Annotated in this window: 16 protein-coding genes; 1 reads left to right on the top strand and 15 read right to left on the bottom strand. The window is 63.6% G+C overall.

Features of this window, described 5'->3' with window-relative positions; translation table 11 throughout:
* Window positions 1-69: 69 nt before the first annotated feature.
* Both GPICK_RS03045 and GPICK_RS03040 read right to left on the bottom strand, forming a co-directional pair.
* Window positions 70-8,610 carry a CxxxxCH/CxxCH domain c-type cytochrome gene (locus GPICK_RS03045; protein ID WP_236685627.1) on the bottom strand — a complete coding sequence of 2,847 codons (8,541 nt, stop codon included), beginning with the start codon at window positions 8,608-8,610 and terminating at the stop codon, window positions 70-72.
* 153 nt (window positions 8,611-8,763) lie between these two features.
* Window positions 8,764-11,262, bottom strand: coding sequence for a CxxxxCH/CxxCH domain c-type cytochrome (locus GPICK_RS03040; protein WP_236685626.1), 2,499 nt, complete (start codon window positions 11,260-11,262; stop codon window positions 8,764-8,766).
* Between GPICK_RS03040 and GPICK_RS17525 the strand changes: the two genes are divergently transcribed.
* Entirely contained in the window at window positions 11,261-11,566 is a 306-nt protein-coding gene (locus tag GPICK_RS17525; protein WP_052263255.1) for a hypothetical protein, read from the top strand. The two genes, GPICK_RS03040 and GPICK_RS17525, sit on opposite strands and share 2 nt — an antisense overlap.
* 116 nt (window positions 11,567-11,682) lie before the next feature.
* Here the strand turns inward: GPICK_RS17525 and yedE are convergent, their stop codons facing one another.
* The 13 genes from yedE to GPICK_RS02975 all read right to left on the bottom strand — a co-directional run bounded on the left by yedE (window position 11,683) and on the right by GPICK_RS02975 (window position 23,620).
* A complete protein-coding gene (yedE, locus tag GPICK_RS03035) occupies window positions 11,683-12,738 on the bottom strand; it encodes a YedE family putative selenium transporter (protein ID WP_039740406.1) in 1,056 nt (351 codons plus the stop codon).
* A gap of 1 nt (window position 12,739) precedes the next feature.
* Window positions 12,740-13,282 (bottom strand): hypothetical protein, encoded by a 543-nt coding sequence (locus GPICK_RS03030; RefSeq protein WP_039740403.1) that lies wholly within the window; start codon window positions 13,280-13,282, stop codon window positions 12,740-12,742.
* A 7-nt stretch (window positions 13,283-13,289) separates the two neighbouring features.
* Window positions 13,290-14,195, bottom strand: coding sequence for a phosphate/phosphite/phosphonate ABC transporter substrate-binding protein (locus GPICK_RS03025; protein ID WP_039740401.1), 906 nt, complete (start codon window positions 14,193-14,195; stop codon window positions 13,290-13,292).
* Window positions 14,196-14,241: 46 nt separating this feature from the next.
* Complete coding sequence (locus tag GPICK_RS03020; RefSeq protein ID WP_039740400.1) at window positions 14,242-15,111, bottom strand: GeoRSP system SPASM domain protein; 870 nt, start codon at window positions 15,109-15,111, stop codon at window positions 14,242-14,244.
* Window positions 15,112-15,114: 3 nt separating this feature from the next.
* Entirely contained in the window at window positions 15,115-16,149 is a 1,035-nt protein-coding gene (locus tag GPICK_RS03015; RefSeq protein ID WP_052263483.1) for a GeoRSP system radical SAM/SPASM protein, read from the bottom strand.
* 10 nt (window positions 16,150-16,159) lie between these two features.
* Window positions 16,160-16,474: a GeoRSP system PqqD family peptide chaperone gene (locus GPICK_RS03010; protein ID WP_039740397.1), complete on the bottom strand. Its 315-nt coding sequence runs from the start codon at window positions 16,472-16,474 to the stop codon at window positions 16,160-16,162.
* Between the two features lie 25 nt (window positions 16,475-16,499).
* The gene (locus tag GPICK_RS03005) at window positions 16,500-17,489 is read right to left on the bottom strand and encodes a NosD domain-containing protein (protein ID WP_039740395.1); all 990 of its coding nucleotides are present in this window, start codon (window positions 17,487-17,489) and stop codon (window positions 16,500-16,502) included.
* Window positions 17,486-18,040 carry a tetratricopeptide repeat protein gene (locus GPICK_RS03000; protein ID WP_039740393.1) on the bottom strand — a complete coding sequence of 185 codons (555 nt, stop codon included), beginning with the start codon at window positions 18,038-18,040 and terminating at the stop codon, window positions 17,486-17,488. The genes GPICK_RS03005 and GPICK_RS03000 overlap by 4 nt, the downstream gene beginning before the upstream one ends.
* Window positions 18,037-18,891 (bottom strand): HoxN/HupN/NixA family nickel/cobalt transporter, encoded by an 855-nt coding sequence (locus tag GPICK_RS02995; protein WP_084201325.1) that lies wholly within the window; start codon window positions 18,889-18,891, stop codon window positions 18,037-18,039. The genes GPICK_RS03000 and GPICK_RS02995 overlap by 4 nt, the downstream gene beginning before the upstream one ends.
* Complete coding sequence (locus tag GPICK_RS02990) at window positions 18,882-19,790, bottom strand: ResB-like family cytochrome C biogenesis protein (protein ID WP_039745198.1); 909 nt, start codon at window positions 19,788-19,790, stop codon at window positions 18,882-18,884. The genes GPICK_RS02995 and GPICK_RS02990 overlap by 10 nt, the downstream gene beginning before the upstream one ends.
* A 28-nt stretch (window positions 19,791-19,818) precedes the next feature.
* Window positions 19,819-20,379, bottom strand: coding sequence for a type 2 periplasmic-binding domain-containing protein (locus tag GPICK_RS02985; RefSeq protein WP_039740391.1), 561 nt, complete (start codon window positions 20,377-20,379; stop codon window positions 19,819-19,821).
* A 62-nt stretch (window positions 20,380-20,441) separates the two neighbouring features.
* Window positions 20,442-21,134: a carboxypeptidase-like regulatory domain-containing protein gene (locus GPICK_RS02980; protein WP_144400025.1), complete on the bottom strand. Its 693-nt coding sequence runs from the start codon at window positions 21,132-21,134 to the stop codon at window positions 20,442-20,444.
* On the bottom strand, window positions 21,131-23,620 hold the full coding sequence (locus tag GPICK_RS02975; RefSeq protein ID WP_039740388.1) for a right-handed parallel beta-helix repeat-containing protein: 2,490 nt from the start codon (window positions 23,618-23,620) through the stop codon (window positions 21,131-21,133). The genes GPICK_RS02980 and GPICK_RS02975 overlap by 4 nt, the downstream gene beginning before the upstream one ends.
* Window positions 23,621-23,644 lie beyond the last annotated feature (24 nt).

The raw sequence follows: 23,644 nt of genomic DNA, 5'->3' as shown, positions 1-23,644 counted from the left end.
CGATCATCTCCTTTCTGTGTGCTGAGCCCGGGGCAATTCACGAACTGCCCCCGGCTGTCTGCCGTCAAACTACCATGGTGTTTTGTTGTTCCAGCGCTGCGTTGTGTAGTTGGTGTAGGTTGCGCCGCCGGCGGTTGCCGTGTTGTGGCACTGGGTCTGGGTGGTCACGGTAAGTGCCGGCGCGCTGTTCTGGACCGTGGTCTGGGACTGGCCGAAGAACCAGGAACCGGGGTTGCTCGCAGAACCGCGACTCTTATAACCGCCACCGCCTATGGGGAACCGTCCCTTGCCGGCCCCGCTCTGATAATACGTTGTGTACTCCTGCGGATTCCCGCCGGTAACCACCCTGCCGCGATGCTTGGCATCCAGGCAGTTGGTCACCATGAGCCGCGGCAACCGGGCGTTGTGCGGCGTGTGACACTTGGAGCAGGTGAATGCATGCACCTTGTTGCCCATGTTTCCGCCCGTGCCGGTTGTCACCGCCCAGCCGTTGACGGTGTTGTGGATCCTGGTCATGGACCTCCAGCTCCCGGTTGTACCGGGGGCTTTTTGCACGGCGGCCGTATTGTTGAGCACCGACTTGTTGTGACAGCCGGTGCAGAGTCCGGCGAACTGGGTGTCGGTCGTCGTCTGCAGCGTCGTGGCGGCAGTGGCGAATGTCCATGACTTGGCGGTCGCCGGTGTACCACTGGTTCCCGCCTGCATGCTGTTCTGGTCTATCCTGTACAGAGGCGTACTGCCGACATTTAGCGCTGGCGTCGGCTGGTGGCTGCTGCCGCCGCGGACCTCGTTGGTGTTTTGCGGCGTTGCATCCATCTTGTAGGGTGAGGTGACCCAGGTCCCCTTGAGCAGCGGCACGCCATACTGTTGATTGGCTCCCAGGGACGGGCTGACGCCGTGGGGATCGTGGCAGGGCGTGCAGAGGCCGTTGATGGGCGAAGAGACACCGGCCGAGTATGCCCTGTCCTTCATGCCCGACGGGAAGGTCCGCTGGGTGACAGTCGTGGTCAGCGGCGACGACGGACCATAGTGTCCCCCCTTGTTGGTGGGATTGTTCGCCTTGTACGGATAGGTGATCGTCGAGGCGAAGGTCGAGTAGTTGCCGAAGTACGGCTTGTCGTTGTAGCCGTAGATGGGCTGGCTGGAGCCGAAGGTGCTGTTGTAGCCCCACGGCATGGTGGCACTGGATGTCTTGTTATTGTGGCAGTCGAAGCAGAGGGAAGCACCCGTATTGTAGACGTTCTTGTTGGGCGCAGCCGGGTCACCGCCCGCCACCGGCGCATAGGTGGCGTTATAGCCATCGACCCCCTGAATGGTGGACTTGAGCATACCGCCGCTGTAGCGGCCCGTGGCGCTGGAGTAGCTGGTCATGACGCCGGTGGCGAGGGTGCCGTGGGAGTTGTGGCAGTCGATGCAGAGCACTTTGACGGAGCTGCCGGCATTGACGTGTTTAGGTCCACCCGTGTAGGAGCCGAAGGTCCAGCCCCGCTGGTTCAGGTCGGCCCGGCCGTGGGCCGAGTACGCCTTGGTGAGGGTCTTGTTCACCGTACTGTTGCCGGTGACCTTGCCCCAGGCAGTGGTCGTCGCGGTGCTGTAGCGCTCGTAGATGCTGTAGGTATCCCATGAGTAGGCTTCGGGAGTCCTGGTGTCGCCGCTGGCGCTGAACGGCGTGGCAGTGGCGGCATTACCCCGGTGGCAGCCGATGCAGACGTTGTTGATCTTGGCGTATTCCGTCCGCTTGCGGGAGGCGCTGCCGGCGGCCGTATATCTGGTGAATACCGGGGTGGCTCCCCGTGCGCCGTTCTTCCAGATTACCAGGTCGACCGTCCGGTTGGATGAACGGTTATGGAAGGCCGGATTGACCGTACCGTTGGCATTGGCCTCCATGTGGCACGGGTAGCAGTAAGTGGCGCTCATCGGCACGCCCTGAACGTGGTGCGACGCGCCGGCGAACTGCGGAATGACTGCAGTGCGGCCACCGACCTGGCCGCTGTGGCAACCGATACAGGTCGGTTTGTAGGTACCGGTGTTGTAGTTGCCGGTTGAACTGGTCCCCCAGGTCGGTCCGGTTGACGCCGTGCTGTCATGGCAGAGGATGTTGAAGCACTGCTTGGTGGCACTGTTATACACCCCCGCCGTTCCGACAATGCTGGTATTGAAGATAACGTCAACCACTCCGTTGATATGCAGCGGATTGCCCGCGCCGGAGCCGTTGTGGCAGATCATGCAGTCGATGCTGTACCCGCCGTTGACCGAGCTGGCGGCATGCTTCTGGTGCGAGCCGGTGAACCGGCCGGCCGTGGTCTGGTCCCGGTGGCAGCTGTCGCAGGTCATGGGTGCACTGCCCCAGGTCGGCACCCGGTAATACTTGTCATAGACGTCGCTGTGGCAGTAGACCTGGCAGGAGCCGTAACTGGGGCTGGGAGCTAGGTTGTTTGCATAGCCGGTTGTCGTAAAGTTTGCAGCGCCAGGGTTTTTGTACCCCTGCGCGGTGGAGCCGGTCGTGTGGTTCGTGAAGCCTTTGCTTATGGCGAGCTGGTTGAGCCGCTGGGCGGTGGTGTAGAAATTCCACTCCACCTTGCCGTTGACATGGTAGTTGTTCACCTTGATGCCGTGGCAGTTGCTGCAGTCCAGATGCGGGTCTCCGAACGCGGTCCCCACGTGGGCACCGTGGGAGCCCCTGGTGTTGTACGTGTTGCCGGTCACGCCGTGGCAGCTGCCGCAGGTGGCCTGGGACGGCCCCTTCTCCCAGTTGGGGCTGGTGTTCGTGCCGCCGCCAAGGGCCGGCAGGGTGTTCGTGCCGCCGCCATGGCAGTAGACGTTCGAGCAGGTGTTGATCTTTGTCGTATCGCTCGTGCGGCGCACCTTGGTGCTGGTCCAGGTGGAGAAGTAGACGATGGGCTGTGAATACCCGATGCTGGGGAGGGACGACATGCCGTAGAAGACCCCCCGGGTGACCCGGTTGCCGTAGGCGTGGAAACCGATCTCCAGCTGGTAGCTCGGCATCGCGTAGCTGGAGTTGTAATGGCAGGCGGTGCAGTCGTTGCCGATATTCGGGTTGAGCCGGTGGGCCTGGTGGGCACCCACTGCGCCGGTGGAAAGAGCGCCGATGGCCGGCTTCGTCAGGGTTCCGTTGTCGATGGGGGGACGGCCATGGCAGTTGTTGCAGCTGTCGACAACGCCGTTGGCATGCTTCGTCGGGTCGCTGAAACCGTCACCGGTGGCGTTCAAATGCCGGTGACAGTTGGTGCACTTGGTGCGCGCATAGGGGGCACCGGTATCGTCGTCAAAATGCTGGTAACCGGATTTGGGCGCCGGCGGCGGCGAGGCATGGCAGGTCTGGCACTTGTCAGGGGCAGTGGCCAGGAACGGAGAATTCCAGATGGCCGGCAGCGGAGATCCCAGAGTGCCGCCATCATACCCCTGGGCCACCGGGCCGATGGAGCCGTAGGGGCCGGTCCCCTGGTTGGAGTTCATCCCCGCACCATGGCACCAGACGTTGCTGCACTGCTTGGTGGCGTAGCTGTAGGAGGGCTGATGGGCAGCGCTGGTATACCCGTTCTGGACACCGCTGGTGGCCAGCGTTCCGAAGGTAAGCTCGGCCGGCAAGGCCGTATCGATGTGGCCGGGCGAGTAGGGGCCGGTCGGCTTGAGGTGGCACTGGGAGCAGTCGAACTTGGCCGAGAATTTGAACGGCATGGAGGTGATGTGCTGGAAGTGGGCGCCGACGTACGGATCGGTATTGGAGGTGGTGCCCCCCGGTCCGGCGGTGCTGTAGAAGCCTGAAGATGACGGATTGGTAGTGTGGCACTTGTTGCAGAGCGAAATGGCCGTGGACGGTCCCCAGGTGATGGTCCGGCGGCCGTGGCAGTCGCTGTTGTAGCAGGTGCCGTACGGTCCCGATCCCGGCGTCTTGGCGGAACTGTAGGAGTAGTGGGTGTTGCTGGCCAGGCCGCCGAACAGGAAGTTAATCTTGCCGTTGGCATGGTTGAGCGGGTTGGCGTCACCGCCGCTGCCGTGGCAGATGCGGCAGCTGAAGCCGGTTACACCCGGTGCGACGTGCTGGCTGTGGCCGCCCGAGGTGTTCGGCTCGGGATGGCAGCTGCCGCAGGTGGTGGATCCACCCCAGGTTGGCGTGGCGTACGATGTGGGACCACCGGTGCCGCCGGCGGACTGGACGTTGCTGTGGCAGTACAGATTGGAGCAACTGCCGTAGCTGGCCGGGGCCGAGGGGGCCGGTGCGCCGGTGTTTCCCTTGTTGAGTCCCTTGTAGGCGGCGATGGTCGAAATACTGGAGAGATCCCACTCGACCTTGCCGTTGAGGTGCGTCTTGCTGGTGGAGTAATTGCGGTAGCCGTGGCATGTCCCGCAGTTGATGCCGTTGCCGTACCCCGGCTTGTTGCCGGCATGCTTTTGATGGCTGCCGGAGGGGGGGGGCGACGCGGCTTCGCCGCCGTGGCACGAGCTGCACCCCGTCTGGGAGACCCCGCTCCAGCTCACCTCGGTGTTGTAGCCGCCGCTGGCCGTGTAGCTGCCGTTCCAGTAGCCGTGGCAGTAGACGCTGCAGGTCATGATCTTGTCATAGGCCGGGGCGATGGTGGTCCCCGGAGCAGCCACAAAGGTATAGCCGTTGGAGGGGGTAACCGATTTGATGATACCGCTGGTGAAGACGGCGAAACCGTTGAATCCGGTGAAATTGCTGCTCCTGATGCTGAAGCCCATATTCAGGTGGGTGTCGGGCTGAGCGGTCGTCAGGTGGTTGGCGTTGCTGTGGCACGCCTGGCATTTCACGTTGCGGGCATTGTGTGTGGGATGCGCCCCGGCATCGTTACCGACGGTGTAGGGGTAGAGGACGTTAGTGGGCGGATTCACCAACTCGGATTTTTGACTGGGGGGGTAGCCGTGGCAGTCGGTGCAGGAGAGGCCCTGGTTCACGGTTTTGAAGCCGATCCGGTGGTCATGGCAGCGCATGCAGTCCTGGCTGTTGTTGTGGGTGTTCCAGGCCACTTTGCTGGAGCTGTACTGGTGGAATCTCGCGTTGTGGTGGCAGACCTCGCAGACGTTGGTGCTGGTGGTGCCGCCACGCAGATCGTTCCCCATGACGCCGGTGGTGACCGTCCTGGCTGCCGAGATGGTGGTGAACACCACGGACCGGTTGCCGGTCGGCGTGGCGATCACATTATTGACCCGCTTGAGGTTGGTTGCGTTGGGGTTGTGGCAGGTGGCACAGGTATAATTCAGCCCCCACTGGCCGTATTTCTGGGTGCCGAGCTGCATGCTGCTGTGCATCATGGTGCCATACTTGTTGACCACCACGTGGACCGGGTCGGGGTACTGGACGGTGGCGACGGAGGCGCCGCTCTTGTCGACCTTGACGGAGAAGTGGTTCATCGCCAACTGCGGCGCACCGGCATTGGCGGTAACGTTCATCTTCAGGTACATGGCACCGCCGTTGGTCGGCAGCACGAAGTTGTTGGTCGTGAAGGTTACCGGGGCATAATCGGTGGTATTCGGCGTGCCAACCAGCGAAAGCTGGAAGGTACTGGCACTGCAGACGCCGGTATCGTTGTTGGTGACCGTCACGGCAAGCTGCTTTGTCTCCCCGGCATTGATGTAGCTGTCGCTCGGATTGATTTGCAGGGTCGGCGCCAGGTTGCAGCGGTTGATGATGCCAGCGGTTGTATGGGACGTGGACCCGGCGCTGGTGTTGCCCACCGCGTCGGTGGCGCAGACGCGGTACCCGTAGGATTCCCCCTCCACCAGGCCTGAATCGACAACTTTCGGCGTGGTGCCCGGATAGGAACCCTGGTAGATCTGGAAGACCTTGCCGGCCACCGGCGTGCAGTTCTTGGGTGCCGGAGCGTTGCCCAGGCCCCTGACCACCGCATAGGTAACGGCGCTGCCACTGGCATCGGTGGAGGCATTCCAGTCAAGATTGATGGCTGCCGCGTTACTGGCGGTTGTGGCGGTAAAGTTCGGCGGATCGGTGGGGGGGGCGCCGTCAAGGGTGACGGCTCCGCTGGTTGTATCCCCCCCCAGCACCAGCCGGTTGATGGACCTGAGGTGGGTCAACGAGGTTACCGACGCCTTCACCACATAGGTCCCCCCGAGGTTGGCCTTGGGGGTAATGCGCACGTAGCACTGGGAGGTACCGACAGTGGCATAGAGGCCGGCAGTGACCACCTGCCAGTTGTCTCCCGTGGTCGGCGCTGTCAGGTAGCCGTAGACTACCGTATTGGTACTGTCGACGATTTCCACCTTGGAAACGAAGTCGGAGACAACGTTACCCACGGGGAGGGCCGAGGCAGTGCTCAGGGTAACGGTAACGTCAGTGATCTGGTCGTTGATCCCGCCGTTGGTCTTGATGCCGAAGGCGTCGAGCAACGTTGCCCCGGCATTGGCATTGACGATGGTATTGGCCGGTTCGGCTGTCCCGTTGGTCAGGGTGGTGGTCGGCTGGATGGTCAGGGTGGCACCGGTGCTGTCGGTGTTGTCCCCCATGGTGCCGGTGGTGGCCACGGTGAGGCCGCTGACCAAGGCCTGGACAATCACGTTGACGTTGGGAGTGTCACTGATATCGACGACCACCAGATAGCGTTTGACCGAGGTGGAAACGCTCAGGGAGAGTCCGGTGAAGCTGATGCTGTTCCCGCTGATGCTGGAGCCGGGCAGCGTGGCCACCAGAGTATCGGCGGCATCGAGGGCACCGAGGGTGCCGGCATCCTGATAGAGCTTGACGTTCTTGATGTTGGTGCTGTTGAACAGCGCATTACCGGTCAGCGTAATGCCGGTGACGGTCTTGGCTTTGGCAGCGGTAAGGTTGAACGAGTCGAGCACAAAGCCGGTATCGGACGCATAGACGTTGGCGTTGGATACGATGACGCCATTGCCCACATCGACGTTTTCGTTTGCAGCGGCTGTTTCATCCACCGTCAGGTTGGCCCCCGACGTCGTGCCGGTCAGGCCGTTGGCGCCGCCGAGGCCGATGGTCATGTTGGCGGTGACACCGATCTGGATGCCGAGCCGCGCCCCCTGGGGGACATTGCTGAAGCTCTGGCCGGCCAGGGATATGGTGGTCGCCTGGTTGATGCTGGAGTTTGTGGTGAAGGTGGAGGTTATGGGCGCATTGACCCGCACGCCGCCCGCCGTAACATAGAAAAGCTGCAGGGTGACGGTTCCACCACTGTTGGTCGAAACCCGGCAGGTGAAGGAGGTCCCCTGGACGCTCAGCATGTTCGAGGCATATCCCACACCACCAAAATAGAGCGTGGCGAAATTGCTCTGGGCCGAAGAGGTCGAATACCCCTGGCCGGCGATACTGGAGCAGTTGTGGGCCGGGTAGTTGAGCAGGCCAACCAGCGGGAAGCTCGCCGCGGCCGTGGTCCGGGTAATGCAGGACGTGTTGGTGGCCGATGGCCCGCCGGTTTCGGCAATGCCCGTCAGCGATGTGCCTGAATCCCAGTCAGCCGCGTAGACTTTCGTGATGGCGACGCCGCCATAGTTGATGTTGGGGGTCGACGAGGAGGTACTGGCAACGTTCACCACGCCGCCCGTGGCGCTGGCACCGACCGTGAAATAACTGCCGTCGACGATGCGCGCCCCGGCCGTGGTGTTATAGGTGGCGGTGCGGCTGAAGTTGTAGACGATGAAGTAGCGCTGCGGCGTGGAGGTAAGGTTCTGGGCGGTGGCCAGGGTATAGGTCTGGCCTATGAGCTGATCGTAGGTATATGGCCCGCCTACCAGGGTGTCCGTTGGTTCGAAGGCACCGGTACCGTTCGAGTCCTTGTAAATCGAGAACGAAACATCGCTGGGAGTGTCCAGGACTCCGCCGACGTACGTATTGACAACGTTATTGGTGCCGATCTGGTCCAGCTTGCCACCGGTCCAGGTGGTGCCGCCGGCAACGTTGGTGTAGAGGTCGAATTGCAGCATGGGGACATTCTTGTCGCCCTGGGTGACACTGGTGAGCTGGCCGCCGTAGTAGTCGGCGAGGTTGGTGACCGTTACGGAGTTGGCGACGTAGTTCGCCTCGGTCACGGTGAAGAAGGCATAGTTGGTGCCGCTGCCCCATTGCAGGCGGGCAGAAGAGGCGGTGCTGGCCATCTGGCAGGTTATGACAACCTTGAGCCGGTGCCCGGCATTGACATCCTTGGGGAGGGGGTTGGTGAATGTCAGGGCCAGGGGGGTCTGGACAGCGGGGTGCGACTCGATGGCGTCGGAGGTCCAGAGCAGTGTGCCGTTGCCGGCGGTCCCGGCAGGGTCGTAATCGTAGACGTACGCCTTCCAGTAGATATTGTTGGCCGTGCCGTTGCGGTCGCGGACCCCGATGGTAACCGCCGGCGCGTCCACGGTCTGCTTGGTGGCATAGGCCGGCCCGTAGGCGTTGATCAAGGTCTGTTCGGTGGTGACCGAGGATGCGCTGACCCGCTGGGAGGTGGTATAAACGCCGGTACTCATGGATATTTTGCCGTTCAGGACGGCAGCGGTGTTGGTACTGCCGTCGGCACCCAGGTTGACCGATGAAAGGCCGAAGTAATAGGTATTGGTTGCCGAGTTCAGGGGCTCTGGTCGGAACAGGCCCTGGTAGACGAGAATGCCCGTGAGCAGCATAAATACTATGCCGATCTTCGACCATAAACTCATTCCCCTGATTCTCCTGGCAAGTATCGTTCCCATAATATGATTACCTCGTGCAGTAAATAGAAAGAAGTCTTCTCAGTAGGGACGCTTACAGCATGCTCCCCAATGCAAGTTATGCACCCGCTACAGCGAGCCGTGGCAACTGAAGCAGTCGACGGCGCCGTTGTTGTCGCTCCACTTCACGCTGTTGCCCATGTGGCAGGCGATGTTGGAGCAGGTCTTGGTGGAGCCGTTCCACATGGTGGCGGTATTGAGCGGCGCCTTGGCCGAGTCGTAGGCCCCGGAAACCTTGTAGCCGCCGTTGCGCTTCCAGGCGCTGCTGTAAGTATGGGTTATGTAGTACTTCTGCCGGACCTGGGCCTTGGAAAGGACGCTTACCGGGTTGAAGGCCACGTCGACCGTGCCGTTGACGTGTTTCGACTTGTCGGCGATAACGGCCGGGTTGCCGGCCAGGGCGCCCACGGTGTTGCCGGTGTAATGGCAGGTCTTGCAGACCACGTTGTTGTCGTTGCGGGCCGTGGTGACGGTCAGGTAATGACAGATATTGCAGCTGACGGTGGTGGCGGTGGCCCCATTGCCATGGCTGCTGTCCCCGCCGGTTCCTGCCTTGGCCAAGCCGCTCGGGCTGCTGTAGATCCCCATGGCGTGAATGCCCATCTGGTGGCCGCCGGGGGTGCTGGTGTACCCGAGGAAGCGGTTGTTGTAGTGGGACTTGGACCCGGCAATGGTGCTGTTGGGGGAGTTGCCGTGGCAGTTGGCGCAGCGGTCGCCGGTGAAGCTGCCACCGTACCAGTCCGGGGTGGTGGCATAGATCAGGTTGGCGGCGTTGCCGTTGCTGTGGCAGTACGCCATGGTGCACTTGACGGTGGTTTTCGAAGTACCGATTATGCCGCTGTTGGCGACATTCAAACCGGCTGCGGTTGCGCTGTTCCTCGTGCGGAGGAAACCGACACCGGCTTCATTGTTCTGGAGGGTCACATCGATCGTTCCGTTGTGATGGTAGGTTGAACTGACGGGATGGCAGTTCGAGCAGCCGAAGTTGTATTCAGCAGCAGTGGAGCGGTTGGCGGTGTAGTTATACATGGTCGGCGAAGCGGTGGCGCTGATATGCTTGGCATGGGAGCCGCTGGCCAACAGTATGGCAAGGGTGTGGCAGTTGAGGCAGCCGATGGGGGTCGGCGTTCCCCAGGTCGGGGTGGTGGTGCTGTAGTGGCAGTTGACATTGGAGCAGGTGCTGTAGCCGTTCCCCGGCCTCGGGTTGCCGTTGTACACCGCCGAGGCACCAAAATTTGACGGGAATACGAGATCGATCTTGCCGTTGGCGTGCTGTGACGTTCCGTTGTGGCACGAGTTGTTGCAGCTGCCGTCAAAGGGCAATCCGCCGACATTGTGACAGACCAGGCAGACCGTCGGGTCGGTATAGGGAGATTTGGCGAGGTGCTTGGTGTGGCTCCCGGTGGTGATCTCGGCCGCGAAGCTGTGGCTGGTGCCATGGCAGGTGCCGCAGGCGCCGCTTCCCGAGTTCCCCCAGACCGGCTGCTTGTAGGTTATGCCGGTTCCGCCGTCGTTCTGGCCGTTCGAGTGGCAGTAGACATTGTTGCACTGGCCGTAGGCCGAGCCGGGATCCTTGGCGTAGGGGGTGGGCTGGCCTCCGTAGGTGCCGTTGATGGCGGTGGTAAGGCTGTTGAACTTGATGTTGACCTTGCCGTTGACGTGAACGGAGGTGTCGGCGATTGCCATGGTGCTGTTGGCCGTGCCGGCATGGCATTTGTTGCAGCCGATGGTGTAGAACTTGGCCGCATTGACGTGCCGACTGTGACTGCCCGAGGCCATGATGTTGCCGGAGGCATTGTTGGACCTGTGGCACCCCGTGCAGTTGGTCGGCAAGGGAGTTCCCCAGGTCGGGACGGTGACGGTGGAGAAGTTCCCCATGCTTTTCTGGCCGTTACTGTGGCAGTACATGTTGGTACAGGTTCCGAACGTATTGGTCTGGCTCGGCAGGTAATCGTTGAGTGCGCCGGAATAGACGCCGCTGCCGTTGTTGGGAGCGGCTGCGAAGCTGATGTTCAGATTGCGCCGCCCCGCACTGGTGGCGTGCTGGAAGGTGGTGTTGTTTGAATGGCACTTCAGGCAGTTGGTGGCACCGGTATAATACTGGTCGTGCTTGGCATGGCTGCCGGCCGCTCCCGTTGTCCCGCCGCTCGGCGGAGCGCCATGGCATTTGCCGCAGTCGGCCGGCGCGCTGAATGCCGCACTCCCCCACTGGGGAGTGGTCGTTTCGAAGTGGCAGTTGACATTGGTGCAGGAGGAGAGAGCCGGGATGGCAGTCTGCGAAAAAGCGGAAGTGATGTTGTTATACTTCGTCACCGGAAGCGAGCTGTTGATATGACCCGAGAGCTTGATCTTGCCGTTCCGGTGGGAGTATGTGTAGGAACCGCTCCCCGGATGACAGATCGCGCAGGTGTTGGCGGTCGCCGTGGGGGCCATGTGGGTCCAGTGGCTTCCCGCAAACCGACCTGTGGAGATATTCCGGTACGGGGCATCGACCGGCGGCATGCCGTGACATCCCGAACAACTGGTAATGGTGCCGGCCCGGGCCGCATCGACAGGGGCAAAGAGCATGGCGACGCACACCACTATCAATGAACATGCAGACACTAGCATTGAGCAGCCGCTGCACCCTGTCTTTTTCGCCTTCGTCATGACCACCCTCCACATCTCTCCGCCGGTCGGCCTCGAACTCCCTGACAAGATGACAATTCAAGGAGTTCGTACCGGGCAAACCAGTCATAACACCAGTCAACCCAACTCAATCAAATTCATTAGCCACAGCAAACAATACACGCCAATCCATAACTGTCAGAAATTACAAAAAGAAACCATTCAATTCCCAAGTCGGGAGAATCACACAACTCAGGTGATATAACTACACCCCGGTGTCTGCAAAAAGCAAACCCACCCTATCTGTATACGCAAATTAGAATTGGAATACGATTACCACGAGGCAAAACTTCGGGGAAGAGGAGATAATCGGCCACCAACTTACGCAGTTCGGTTGCGAAAGAGAAGAGAGCCGGCGAAGAGAAGGGAAAATCCGGCTAAGACCGCCACCTTGCCGGCCAGGGGGACCCCGGCGGACGTTGCGGCAATCCCCCAGGATTGGACGATGGCACCACCGATGAACATCCCGACCACCACGAGCCCGGCGTCGGCATCACCCTCGCCGGCCTTGATCAACTGCCGGAAGGGGCAGCCGCCGATGATCACCGAGACCCACCCCACCAGCGCCATGCCGAGAAAACTCCAGAGGAAATCGAGGTGGGCGCCGGGCTGCCCGTACAGGCCGGGATTGAACCGCCCCGTGGCGCCATTGAACGCCATCGCCGCCGCCGCAAAGGCGAGGAGCCCCCAGGGGGCAGGGGAACGAAACCCCATCAGAAAGGTGTCCCGGACGCTTCCCGTGATGCAGAAGCGGGTCCGCTGGGCAACGGCGCCGAGCAGAACGCCGGCGCCGAGGGCGATGACAGCAGGGGCATGCTGGGAAGCGCTTCCCTGGGTGGAGACGAGGACGAACCCGGGACGGAGGAAGAGAAAGGCGAGCAGCAGCAGAAAAAGCATCGGGACCAGATAGCCGCCGGTCTCCTTCGCCTGAGGGCCCAGCTCCACCCCCCGGGCGAGTCCCTTGAGCCCCGCCCAGACCCCCGCCACCAGCCCGACAACCCCGGCGACGGCGGTCAGGTCGCCGGCCGTCAGCCGAAGGAAGAGCTTGATGGGACAGCCGATGAACACCCCGCACCCCACGATCAGGAAGATGCCGGAAAAGAGCCGGGGGAGCGGCGCGCTCCCGCCGCGGGAGCGGAACTCACCGAAAAGCATGGCGCTTGCCATCGAACCGAGGACAAAGCCGATCAGTTCGGGGCGCAGATACTGCATCCGCTGATTGTCGTGAAAGCCGAGGGCCCCGGCACTGTTCTCGATGAAGCAGGAGACGCAGATCCCCGAATTTTCCGGGTTTCCCCAGACCGCCAGCAGCACGCCGAGCGCCCCGAGGAGGAGCCCCGCGCCCACCACCGACCAGAAATACCGATCGCGCACCATCTTACTCGCACCCCCCGGCCAGCCTGCTCTTGAGGTAGTTCACCTTCTGCAGCGACGCCGCCACGCTCCGGTTGCCGGGGCTGGCGGCCGCCCGTGCGCCGACGCTCTTCAGCCCCTCGTCGACGAGCTGCTGTATCTCCTTCCGCCGCGACAGGGGGCTCTTCGCATCGAGATAGTCGCCGTTCAGCTTCACCCCCTCGACGTAGGAGGCCACTGCCTCGTCGAAGGCCCCCATCTCCCGCAGGATCTCCCCCTGGAGGATGTGGCCGTGGGCCTCTCCGGGGTAGCTCCGGATCAGCTCGTCGAGCTTGAGCAGGGCCGCCGCATTGTTTCCCGACTGGCGCAGCTCCTCCACCGGACGGTAGAGCTTTCCGACCAGTTCGACGCGGGCCCGGTATGCCATCTCGCGTTCCACGGCCTTTCCGAGCCCCGCACCCCGCTTCCCGTCACCCGGCTCGCCTCCCCTGGCGACAAGGAGGAGGATCGCCGCCATGGTCAGCGCCAGCAGAAACCAGACTGCCTTATCGAAGGTGTCCCTGAACATTGAGCTCCTAATACTTCTGGTACGGCGGCATATTGACCCGCTTCGCCATTTCACGGATCGGATTGTAATCGCTGTCGAGAAGTTCCTCATAGCCGTCGATCCATGCCTCCTTCATGACCTTGAGCCGCTCCCCCTCCACCTCGGCGGTGTCGGTGGGCTTCAGGGCCAGGAGGGCGTCCCGCACCTTCTTCACCAGCGCGGGATCGGCCCCCTTGGCAGCGCCGAAGGTGCAGTAGGGGATCGGCTGGCTCTGGGCGAGGATCACGAAGTCGTCGGGAGAGATCTTCCCCTCCCGGGCCATGGTCTCCAGGTCAAGGACCGGCGCCGCGGCCACGTCGAACTTGCCGTAGAGGACCCCGTAGATCAACTTCTCGTGCTTGTAGGAGCCGGGGGGGATGGAATAGTAGCCGAGATCGCGCTCCGGATTGATGCCGGCAGCCAGCATCAGGTCGTACTCGGCCAGGTAGCCGGTGGGGGCGAGCATCGGGCCGAACGCCATCCGCTTCCCCCGGATATCGGCAAGCTTTTCGATGCCGCTCCCCTTGCGGGCGATGATGGCGCCGGCGCTGCGGGCGCCGAACTTCCCCCGTTTTTCCGAGGCGACGAGCTGCAGGCCGTGGTTCTCCCGGAGGACGACATAGAGGAGCGAATTGGTGTGGGTGAACGTGAGATCGCCGCTTTTGAACCGCTTCTCGAAATCGTGGGTATCCACCGGTACGAGGACGAAGTCGACGCCGCAGGCATCCGACAGATAGCGCGTCAGCGGGGCGAAACGCCGCAGGGTCTCCTGCTCGCTGTTGCAGATCATGTAGCCGATCTTCACGACCGGCCGTTTCCCCTCCGCCTTGCAGCCGGCAAGGAGGAACAGGGTGAGGATGACGAACGCCAAACGGGTAAAGAAGGCAGGTTTCATCGGTGGTATCCTGTGTCGGGTGACGATGTGAAAACGGCCGACCCCTCTAGCGGCAGGCCGGATCGGCTCCATCCATGGAATCATGCATGACGTATGCCCTTCCCCGGCATCCGCCGCGGCATTCTCCCCGCACCCCGCACTCCCCGCAGGCGGCAGGGGGCTCCAGCAGCCGGCGCCGGAATTCTCTCTTATCTGCCGAGGCGGCGATCTCCGTGAGGGAACGGGTGGCGAGGGAGCCGAGCCGCACCGGCAGGGTGGGACAGGGATAGACGCCGCCGTCCGGAGCGATGGCCAGCATGGTGTTGGCCGCCTGGCACCCCCCCTGGGGGAAGGGGACGCCGGGGTAAAAGGCCCGCCAGAGGAAGGGGTCGTGGATGGTCAGGTTCAGCTCCGCTACCCCTCCGGCGGCGGCAAGGGCGGCCGTCAGCTCCCCCTGCTCCTCTGCGGTAAGGAAAAACGGGGCCTCGCCGCCGTAAAGGCGCTGCATCGGCAGAACGAGGCGACGGATTCCCCGCTGGCGGCAGAGGGAGACGAGGGGAGGCAGGCTGCACCAATTGCTGGGGGTTACCGTAAAGGAGATCCCCGCCAGCGCAGGAACGGTGCCCTCGCCAAAACGAAGCTCATCGGGGGAGTCCACGGCGAGAAGAATCTCCTTCACCGCCACCTCCCCGCACGCCTCCCGCGCGGTGTCGTCCCAGCGCGCCAGAGGAACGGTGAGCGAGACGGTGATCGCCTCCTCCCGCAACCGTTCCAGCACCGCCCGAAGCCCGTCGTCCGGGGGGAGCGCGAAGGCGGTGAGCTGGAGCATGAGGGGACGGCAGGCTACAATATCGGCGGCGATCCGGAGGAGGAAATCCGCGTCGGCCGGCGGGGGGGGGAGGTCCCAGTGGATGGTGATGGGTGTTGCCAGTTCCATGGTTCAGGCCCAGCAGTGGGGGTCGGGGCTGTTCAGGTCGCCGGTGAGGGCCAGGGCCCGGGCGGAGCAGCCACCGAGGCACTCCTCGTACTTGCTGCAGCCCGAGCACTTGCCGGTCGCCTTCTTGTTCCGCATCTTCTCCAGCACCGGCGAATCGCGCCAGACCTGCCGCAGGTCGTCCCGGACGATGCTGCCGATGACCACGGGGATGAAGCCGCAGGGGGTGATGTCGCCGTTGGCCTTGATGTTGAGGGAGAGCTTGCCGCAGACGCTCCCCTTGACGAGGCTTCCGGTGTCACGGGCACCGAGGAGTGCGATGATCGGGTCGTCCAGGGAGATGTCGAGCCCCTTTTCCCGCTCCCTGGCGGCGAGGGCCCCCCGGTAGAATTCCTGCCACTCCGCGGGCGACAGATCGAGCTCGTCCTTGTGGGCCAGGCCGAGCCCCGAGCATTTGAAGTTGTGGAAATTGAGCTGCCCTGCCCCGTGGACGCGGGCAAAGGCAACCAGTTCGTCGATGGCGGTGTGGTTGATCCGGCAGATGACCGTGGAAACGGAGGTGGCAATGCCGGCGGCCGCCAGGTGCCCGAGGGCCGCCACCGCCCGCCCGTGGCTCCCCGCCACCCCGCGGAACCGGTCGTGGACCTCAGGGAGGTGGCTGTCGATGCTGATCCCCACCCTGGTGAAGCCGGCCTCCCGGAGCGCCGCGGCCGTCTCCCCGTCGATGAACCAGCCGTTGCTGTTCATGGAGAGCCGCAGCCCCGTTCCGCTGGCGAACCGCGCCACCTCCAGGAGATCGCGGCGCAGGAGCGGCTCGCCGCCGCCGAAGTTGACGGAGAAGACGCCGGCCCGGGCCACCTTCTCCAGGGCGGTGAAGAGGGTCTCCCGGTCCAGTTCGTCGTGGGTGTCGACGCGGCTGTAGCAGTGGCGGCAGGCGAAGTTGCAGCTGTTGTTGATGGCCCAGTTGATGGTCAGCGGCGCTTCCAGTGACGGCCCCGTCACGCCGCCGCCTTGCTCTCCACGCGAAATCACCGTCACCATGTTTTCCTTGTCATTCTGCATAGGTAATGAATCCCTTGGCCGCCAGCTCGGCGAGGAAGGCGTCCACATCTTCCCGCAGGACCTCCTCCTCCACCTCGAACCGGGTCAGCAGCTCGGCCACGATCCCGTCGACGGTGCGACCGTCGCAGAGCTTCCAGATCTCGGTGCCGAGAAGGTTGAGGGAGAGCATGGTGCCGCCGGAGAAGAGGACCGACGTTCCCTGGTCCTCCACGTCGCCTCCCCGGTCGAGGGCCTCACGGACTTCGGCCAGGGCGTCGACCTCTTCACGCCACATGACATTCGGATTGCGGTGTACGCTCGGCATGATGATTCCCCCGTTTCTGCCCGTTCTATCGCCCCGCATCCGTGACCCGCGCCCCGAGGACCGGGTCGACCACGATCCGCGCCACCGTAGGATCGGCGGCGCCGTCGAAGATCAGCTCACCAATCTTCGCCCGGTCGGTGGTGCCGAACCAGTTGCCGGCAGCCGGAATATCGCGCGGCTGCTCGTCCGCGACGGCAAGATTGTAGGAGAGGTTGTCGTAAATGTTGTTGGCGGAGATGGTCATCCCCTCTGCCTTGTAGAAGAAAATCCCCTTCTGGTTGCCGGTTATCTCGTTCCTGCTGATCTCCCCCCGGCACTGCTCCTTGATCCAGATCCCGAAGAAGGTGTTGTTGCGGATGGTGTTGCGGCTGATGACGGCCCGGGAGGTGCGGACGTTGATCCCCCCCTTGTTCCCCTCCACCAGATTGCCGGTGACGGTGATGTCCGCCGGGATGCCGAAGCCGGGGGTCCCCTTCGCCTCCTCCTCCTTCTTGACGCTGATCGCCACGGCGTTCTTCGCGAGGATGCTGTCCCTGATCTGCACCTGGGCACCGTGGGCATGGATGCCGTTGTAGGCGTACTCGATCCGGCAGTGCTCCACCACGTTCCCCGTACTGCCGAGGAAATTGAGGGCCCCCCAGTCGGCGGGCTGGGGCACCGCTTCGGCCGAGGTGAAGAGGATCGGCTTCCCGGCGCTCCCCCGGGCAATGAGCCTGCCGGTCACGATGATCTCGGCCTGGGGATAGTAGGGGGAATCGGTCCCGAAGAGGTTCCGGTCGCTCGCCGGATCGATCTTCCGGAAGCGTACGGTCGTTCCCGGCTCGATGGTGAGGGTGACTCCCGGCGGGACGCTGACGTCGCCGGTGACGACAATCTCCCCGGTCCAGACGGTATCCTTCGTCAGGATCTCGCGACCCACCTCCCGCGACGCCGCCCGGCATTCACCGAAGGAAGTAACGATGCCGATGCCGGCGGCAAGCGCCAGAAGCCCCCATCTGTTGCGTCTCGTCTTCATTGCATCCCCTTTGATTGTTTCATCCGGTCGCGAAGACTCTGCAGGGCGGCCGAAAGCACGGCCCTGCGCTCCAGCTCCTTCTCCCGGTTGCTCCCCGTGCGGAGAAGCCGGTCGTTCACCTCGAGCCCCCGGCGGTACGACGCCTCCGCCTCCCGGAGCCGTCCCGCCTGCTCCAGGGCGAGGCCGAGGCCGTGATGCACCATGGTATCTTCGCCGTTGAGGGCGATGGCCTTCTGGAACCAGGCAATGGCGTCGGCCGTCATCCCCTGCCTCAGCTTCACGAGCCCCATGCCGTCGTGGGCGTCAAAATCCTTCGGCGCCGACCGGAGCACCTCGGCGAACTCACGCTCCGCCTCCCGCAGCTTGCTCTTCCGGTAGAGCACGATCCCGAGCCGGTTGCGCGTCTGGATGTCCTTCGGATTGATCTCCAGGACGATCCGGTATTCGGTCTCGGCAATGGCGTCGGGAAGGAGCCCCGTCTCCGGATGGGCAAAGGAAGGGGCGGGAATGCCGCACACCAGCAGGAGGATCAGGACGAGCAGGCGTTTCATAGAACGGCGAAATGGGTGACGGACGAATAGAGGGTAACCACCCCAATGAGGGTGACGACCAGGGCGCTGGCAAAGGCGATCTTCGGTGCGTAGCGCTCCGTGTCCATGAACCGGCCCGCCACCCGCGCCCCGTTCACCACCGCAAGGCCGATGGCAACCAGGGAAAAGGCGAGCCCCACGCTGAAGACGAGCACCATCGCAAGCCCCTTGCCAAGGTTCCCCACCGAGGCGGAAGCGAGGAGGATCGCCAGGGCCGCCGGGCAGGGGACGATGCCGCCGGAAATGCCGAGCAGCAGGAGCCCCATGGGGCCGAGCGACCGGTCGCCATGATGGTGGTGCCCGTGACCGGCATGGGTATGGCCGTGACCGTGGGGCTCGTCATGATCGTGGAGATGATCGTGGTCGTCATGGACGTGGGGATGGTCATGGGAATGATCGTGATCATCGGAATGGCTGTGGTTGTGGCCGTGGTCATGGCTGTGGGAGCCGAACAGATGGAGATGATGATGGGCACGGGACGGGTCTTTGAGACCGAGCCAGCGCTGCCGGAGCATCCAGAGGCCGATGCCGAGAATCAGCAGGCTCGCCACGATGCCGAGGTAGGCGTGCAGCTCCTGGTCGGAGAGATAGCGGGCGGAGTACTTGGCCAGGAGCCCCAGCAGGATGATGCTGAATGAGTGCGTGAAAGTAACGACGAGGCCGAGGATGACGGCGTCGATGCTTCGCCCCCGGGAACCGACCAGATAGGCGGCGACCACCGTCTTCCCGTGCCCCGGCTCCAGTGAATGGGCTGCCCCCAGAAGAAACGCGGCAACGTAGATGCCGATCATGCCACTTCCTGTCAGGTCCATAGCTCCTTCCTGAATCGTCTCGCAAAAGATAGAACCGCACCGACCCCCATGAGGGCAAACCCGGCGAAAACGCAGGGCCTTCCGGGGTCCTTCACCACCTGGATCCCAGCAAAAGAGATGCCGGCGCCGTCCACGCCGACCTGGGTGTTGTAGAAATAAAGGCCGTCCCAGATGAAGGGGGCATTGACCTCAGAGGTGCCCGCCGCCACGGGGACGGCATTCCGGGTGAGCGCCAGATCGACCCACAACCGCTTCAACACCGGGTTCTGGAACGCCACCAGCTTGAACCCGTAGGGAAAGTTCGCCGGCAGGGTGCTCGCGCCGGCGGTATCGCAGGAGCCCACCAGTCGCCCCCCCTGAAAGACGGAGAGCGTGAGGACCTCGTCGGGAAAACGGAGGGCATCCGCCACGACGCGGTACGGGCCCAGGGGAAAGCTGTCGCCGGTCTTCAGGGTCTTGAGGGAATCCTTCCGCTCCCCCCGGAGCACCCCTATCTGGACCGGAATCGGGTAGTATTCGCGGTTGATCCGCTTCACGGCGAGCTGCGCCCCCAGGGGAACGTCCCGGTTGAGATCCCAGCGGTAGACGGTGTCGACCGCCGTCCCCTCGTAAATATTGACGGTTGCCACGTAGCCGAACGCCCGGGCGATGACGCCGCCGCAGACCACCAGCACCCCGAGGTGCAGGACCAGTACCGGCAGCGAGATCGACCGGAAGCGGCGGACGGTGCAGAGTGCCAGATTCAGCGCCAGCGCCCCGAGGAGGAAGAGAAACACCGGGTGCGCGTAGAACGTCCTGTTTTCGGTGAATGTTCCGGGAATCGCCAGCAGTGCAACCGCCAGGAAGAGCACGACCGCCAGCTCCGTCGACGACAGGAACCGGTACATCCGCTTCAGCATCTCAGTCAAGAACTGTACTCTCGGGAAATCAGATGAGCTTCCTTGCCCTCAGAAAATCCTTCGCCGCCTTTTTCGACTTGTCCCCCGTATCGGACGACTTGAGGAGCTTCGCATAGGCATCGCCGTTCAGGGCGCCGGCAAGCTTGGCCAGGAGTTTCGGGAGGGCGGGATAGTTCTCAAGGGTCTCCATCGTCAGGACCGGTGCGTATCCCTGGGCCATCCCGAACGGTTCGAGCCAGGCAAGGTTCAGTTTCTTGCGGTACTCACCCTTGACGATCTCGTAGGCCTTTTTCCCGTTGGGCTCGTTCGGCCTGCCAAGGAGCGCCAGGGCATGCTCCGGATTGTCAATGATGATGTTCACCTTACCCTGCTTCACCGCCTCATAAACCTCTTTGGCGTCCCGGTAGGTCTGGATCTTCACCGCGGTGCCGGTCCGCTCGTTGATCAGGGTCGAAACCATCTCCGCCAGCATCCGGTCGCCGGCGGTGCCGGGAACACCGATCAGGAGCGTCCTGCCGACACAGGCATCGCCCAACTGCGCACAGACGAAAACCATCCCCGCGATAACCAGCAAACCGATTTTTTTCATAATCCACCCTGCTTTCAATGAGATGCCGAAGCATAAAAAACCGTGCATCACTGTTTATTCAATTACTGTACCGCAAGCGGCACATCCATGACAATATCCCTTTTCCCTGCTTCCGGCACGATCTCCCGAAGCCCGCCGGCACCGGATTCCGGGGGGAACCGCCGGGCCGCACCCGCGTAATAGCGCCCCCCCGCCGGAAGATAGAGGGTAAAATTCCCGTCGGCATCGCTTCCTGCCGAAAGGAACTCGGGTATTCCCTTCCCTGCTTTCGTCCGGTTGGCAAAGACATAGGCCCCGGCAACCGGTGCGCCGGACGGATCGACGATGCGTCCCCGGACCACGACGGATTCGGAGGCCACGGTCTCCCGCTGCCGCCCCACGTCCCGGATATCGGCCACCACGAACTCGCTGGCGAGCTCTTCCCCGGCAGCCGGCTCCAGCGCCGTCGGTTCGCCCGAGTGCTTGTCCCCCGGCATGAGGGGCCCGTACGAGCCGTCCTTCTTGAGCCGTGCCACCGCCCAGTAGCGCCCCGGCGGCACCTGGAGCACGATCCGCCCTTGCCGGTCAGACCCCGGCGAGATGAAATCGGCGGGGCGGCGCGTGTCGGCACTGTCGTACACAAAAATTTTGGCCCCCGCCACCGGTTTGCCGGCCACATCGAGGACCGTGGCTCTGATGATTGCCGGCGCCGCGGCATGGGCCGTGACCGCGGCCGCCAGCGCAAGCCCGACAAGGAACAGCCAAAGGCGCATCATGGTTTCGCTCCACTGCCGGTCACCACCGGCCCGGCCAGGACCGGCTCATACCGCACGACCCCGATCCCCGGCTCGTTTCTGCCGTCGAAGATGGCGGCGGCGGGGTTGTCCCCCCCCCACCAGTTGTTCCGGGCATCCACATCCTCGTTGTTGAAATCTCCCACCCGGATGGCGTAGCCGCTGTTGCCGGCCAGGTTGTTGCGGGTGATGGCGAGCCCGCCCCCCTTCTCGCGGACGAAGATCCCGGTTTCGTTACCGGTGATGGTGTTCTCCGCCATGACCGCATTGCCGAGGTAGGCCCGGATGCCGATGGTGTTCCCCGCGAAGGTCGAACGCTCGATCCGCACCGGGCCGCTCCGGAACCGCATGCCGCCGTAGTTGTGGGCAAAGAGCGACTCGGTCACGGCAAGATTCGTGAAATGGCTGTGAATACCCCACGTGGCGTACTCGAACACGCAGTGGGCGATTTCGCTCCCCGTGGCATATTCGAGCACGATCTCGTCCCACTCCGACGCCTCCTTCCGCTCCAGGGAGGTGAAGACGATCCTCTCCCCGGCGGTCCCCTTCGCCAGCAGCCGCCCCTTCACCGCCAGCCCGGCTCCCCGGGCGAACTGCACCGTCGTCCCCGGCGCCACCTGGAGGGTCGCTCCGGAAAGGACCGTCACCGGCCGCTCGATGGTGATGACTCCGCGCCAGGTGATATCGGTCGACAGCAGCGGCAGCGGCCAGGCGAAGGGGAACGGCTTTCCGCTCGCACCGTCCAGGTTCACCCCCCCCCGGGAAGGGTCGCGGCGGCCGTCGAGGACCACCCGGACCGGATCGTCTCCCCCCCACCAGTTGTTCCGGGCGTCCAGCTCCTTCTTCCCGTCGAGATCGATGGCGTAGAGCCCGTTGCGGCTGAAGTCATTCCCCGTGATCGTCCCGTCGAAGGAGAGGACGCCGATCCCCCGCTCGCCGTTGTCGGCAATCAGGTTCCCCGCAATGGCCGCCCGGGCGTCCTGCACGTTCATGCCGTTCAGGCCGTTTGCCGCGATGACGTTCCCGGCCACATCCAGGTTGTCGCAGTTCTTCAGCGAGATGCCGGTTTCCAGGTTGTTCGTGATGCTGTTGCGGCGCAGCTCTCCGAAATAGGTATCGGCCACCATGATCCCGAAGCGGTTGCCGTCGAAGAGGTTCTCGCGCACCGACGCGGCGCTCTCGCGGATCCGGAGCCCCTCCCGGCCGCTGCCGACGATCCGGTTGCCGCGCATGGTCAGGTTGGTCCGGAAGAAATTCCCCCCGAGATAGTTGCCGCTAACGAGGTTGTCCACGAAGAGGACGGTGGAATCGCGCCCCTGGACGCCGCTCCGGTTGCCGTCAATGGTGTTGCCGGTCATGTCGACCACCGACTCCTGGAACTGGACGGCGCGGTAGTTGTTCGCGAGGAACGAGTCATGGATCGCCACGTTGGAAAAGTGGAAATGGAGCCCCCGGTAGGCATCCTCGATCCGGCAGTGTTCGATGATGTTCTGGGCGCCGGCGCTGTTCATGATGTTGATGGCGTCCCAGTCCCCCATTTTCCGGGCCGCCTCGGCGGAGCGGAAGACGATCGGCTGCTCCGCCGTCCCCTTGGCCACGAGGCGCCCTTGGATCAGCAGGCCGTTCTCGCCGATGCCGTCGCCGTTGGTGCCTTTTTTCGTAAACTCGACGATGGTCCCCGGCATGACCACCAGCCGGCTCCCCTCCGGCACCCGCAGCAGGCCGCCGACCACGACGCGCCCCTGCCAGATCGTCTCTCCCCGCAGGACCTCGTCCCGATAACTCCTGCCAACGGGGGGCTCCGCAGCGGGGGGAGACCCCGTCACCGGCCACGGCTCCCGCGAAGAGGACGTATAGGCATCCTTTTTCCGGTTCCCGGCAATCGTCGTCTCACGGGTCGTGACGCGGGCTCCCTGCAGGGTAAAGAGGCCGTAGTCGTTGTCGGCGATCCGGCTCTCCTCGATGGTCGCCTCGGACCCCTTCCCCCCGGCCACGATGCCGTAGCGGTTCTCCCGCAGGGTGGCCCGGTGCAGCCGGAGCGTCCCGCCGATGACGGCAGCCCCGGTCTCCGCGCCGCTCACCGTGCAACCGGAGAGGGTGGCGGTGCCGCCGTCCACGATGATGCCGGCCCACTCTCCCGCCTTCTTCCCTTCGCCCGAGAAAACCACCGGCGCGCCGGCGGTCCCCTCCACCACGAGGCGTCCCCTGACGGTGATCTCGGTCAGGGGCGAGAGGTATTCCGGATCGGTCTTGGTGCTCTCGGCCGCCGTCACCGTGACGGTCGTCCCGCCCCTCACGGTCAGGGTCACCCCGGCGGGGACCAGGAGATCCTCCCCGACGGTGACCTTCCCCTGCCAGACCGTATCCGCGGTGAGGACGCCGGCGACGGCCCCCGGGGGAGCCACCATGCCGCAGACGGCGAGCGCACCAAGGGCAACGATATTCACAAGACGCTGAAAGATTGTCATGATCGCCTGTTTCCCCTACCAAAA

This window comes from Geobacter pickeringii, from assembly GCF_000817955.1.
Taxonomy (GTDB): Bacteria; Desulfobacterota; Desulfuromonadia; order Geobacterales; family Geobacteraceae; genus Geobacter; species Geobacter pickeringii.
Note: the sequence above shows the minus strand (reverse complement) of the source record. Positions and strands in the feature narration are given on the sequence as shown.

Coding starts and splice junctions, on each gene's coding strand:
- GPICK_RS03040 (WP_236685626.1), bottom strand. CDS start 11,262: ATGCTCTTTGCCCCTGTCGATGCGGCCCGGGCCGGCACCATTACCAGT.
- GPICK_RS03030 (WP_039740403.1), bottom strand. CDS start 13,282: ATGTTCAGGGACACCTTCGATAAGGCAGTCTGGTTTCTGCTGGCGCTG.
- GPICK_RS03005 (WP_039740395.1), bottom strand. CDS start 17,489: ATGAAGACGAGACGCAACAGATGGGGGCTTCTGGCGCTTGCCGCCGGC.
- GPICK_RS02975 (WP_039740388.1), bottom strand. CDS start 23,620: ATGACAATCTTTCAGCGTCTTGTGAATATCGTTGCCCTTGGTGCGCTC.
- GPICK_RS03020 (WP_039740400.1), bottom strand. CDS start 15,111: ATGGAACTGGCAACACCCATCACCATCCACTGGGACCTCCCCCCCCCG.
- GPICK_RS03025 (WP_039740401.1), bottom strand. CDS start 14,195: ATGAAACCTGCCTTCTTTACCCGTTTGGCGTTCGTCATCCTCACCCTG.
- GPICK_RS03010 (WP_039740397.1), bottom strand. CDS start 16,474: ATGCCGAGCGTACACCGCAATCCGAATGTCATGTGGCGTGAAGAGGTC.
- GPICK_RS17525 (WP_052263255.1), top strand. CDS start 11,261: ATGGCGACGCACACCACTATCAATGAACATGCAGACACTAGCATTGAG.
- GPICK_RS02980 (WP_144400025.1), bottom strand. CDS start 21,134: ATGATGCGCCTTTGGCTGTTCCTTGTCGGGCTTGCGCTGGCGGCCGCG.
- GPICK_RS02985 (WP_039740391.1), bottom strand. CDS start 20,379: ATGAAAAAAATCGGTTTGCTGGTTATCGCGGGGATGGTTTTCGTCTGT.
- GPICK_RS02995 (WP_084201325.1), bottom strand. CDS start 18,891: ATGGACCTGACAGGAAGTGGCATGATCGGCATCTACGTTGCCGCGTTT.
- yedE (WP_039740406.1), bottom strand. CDS start 12,738: ATGGTGCGCGATCGGTATTTCTGGTCGGTGGTGGGCGCGGGGCTCCTC.
- GPICK_RS03000 (WP_039740393.1), bottom strand. CDS start 18,040: ATGAAACGCCTGCTCGTCCTGATCCTCCTGCTGGTGTGCGGCATTCCC.
- GPICK_RS02990 (WP_039745198.1), bottom strand. CDS start 19,790: ATGCTGAAGCGGATGTACCGGTTCCTGTCGTCGACGGAGCTGGCGGTC.
- GPICK_RS03045 (WP_236685627.1), bottom strand. CDS start 8,610: ATGCTGCTCACGGGCATTCTCGTCTACCAGGGCCTGTTCCGACCAGAG.
- GPICK_RS03015 (WP_052263483.1), bottom strand. CDS start 16,149: ATGGTGACGGTGATTTCGCGTGGAGAGCAAGGCGGCGGCGTGACGGGG.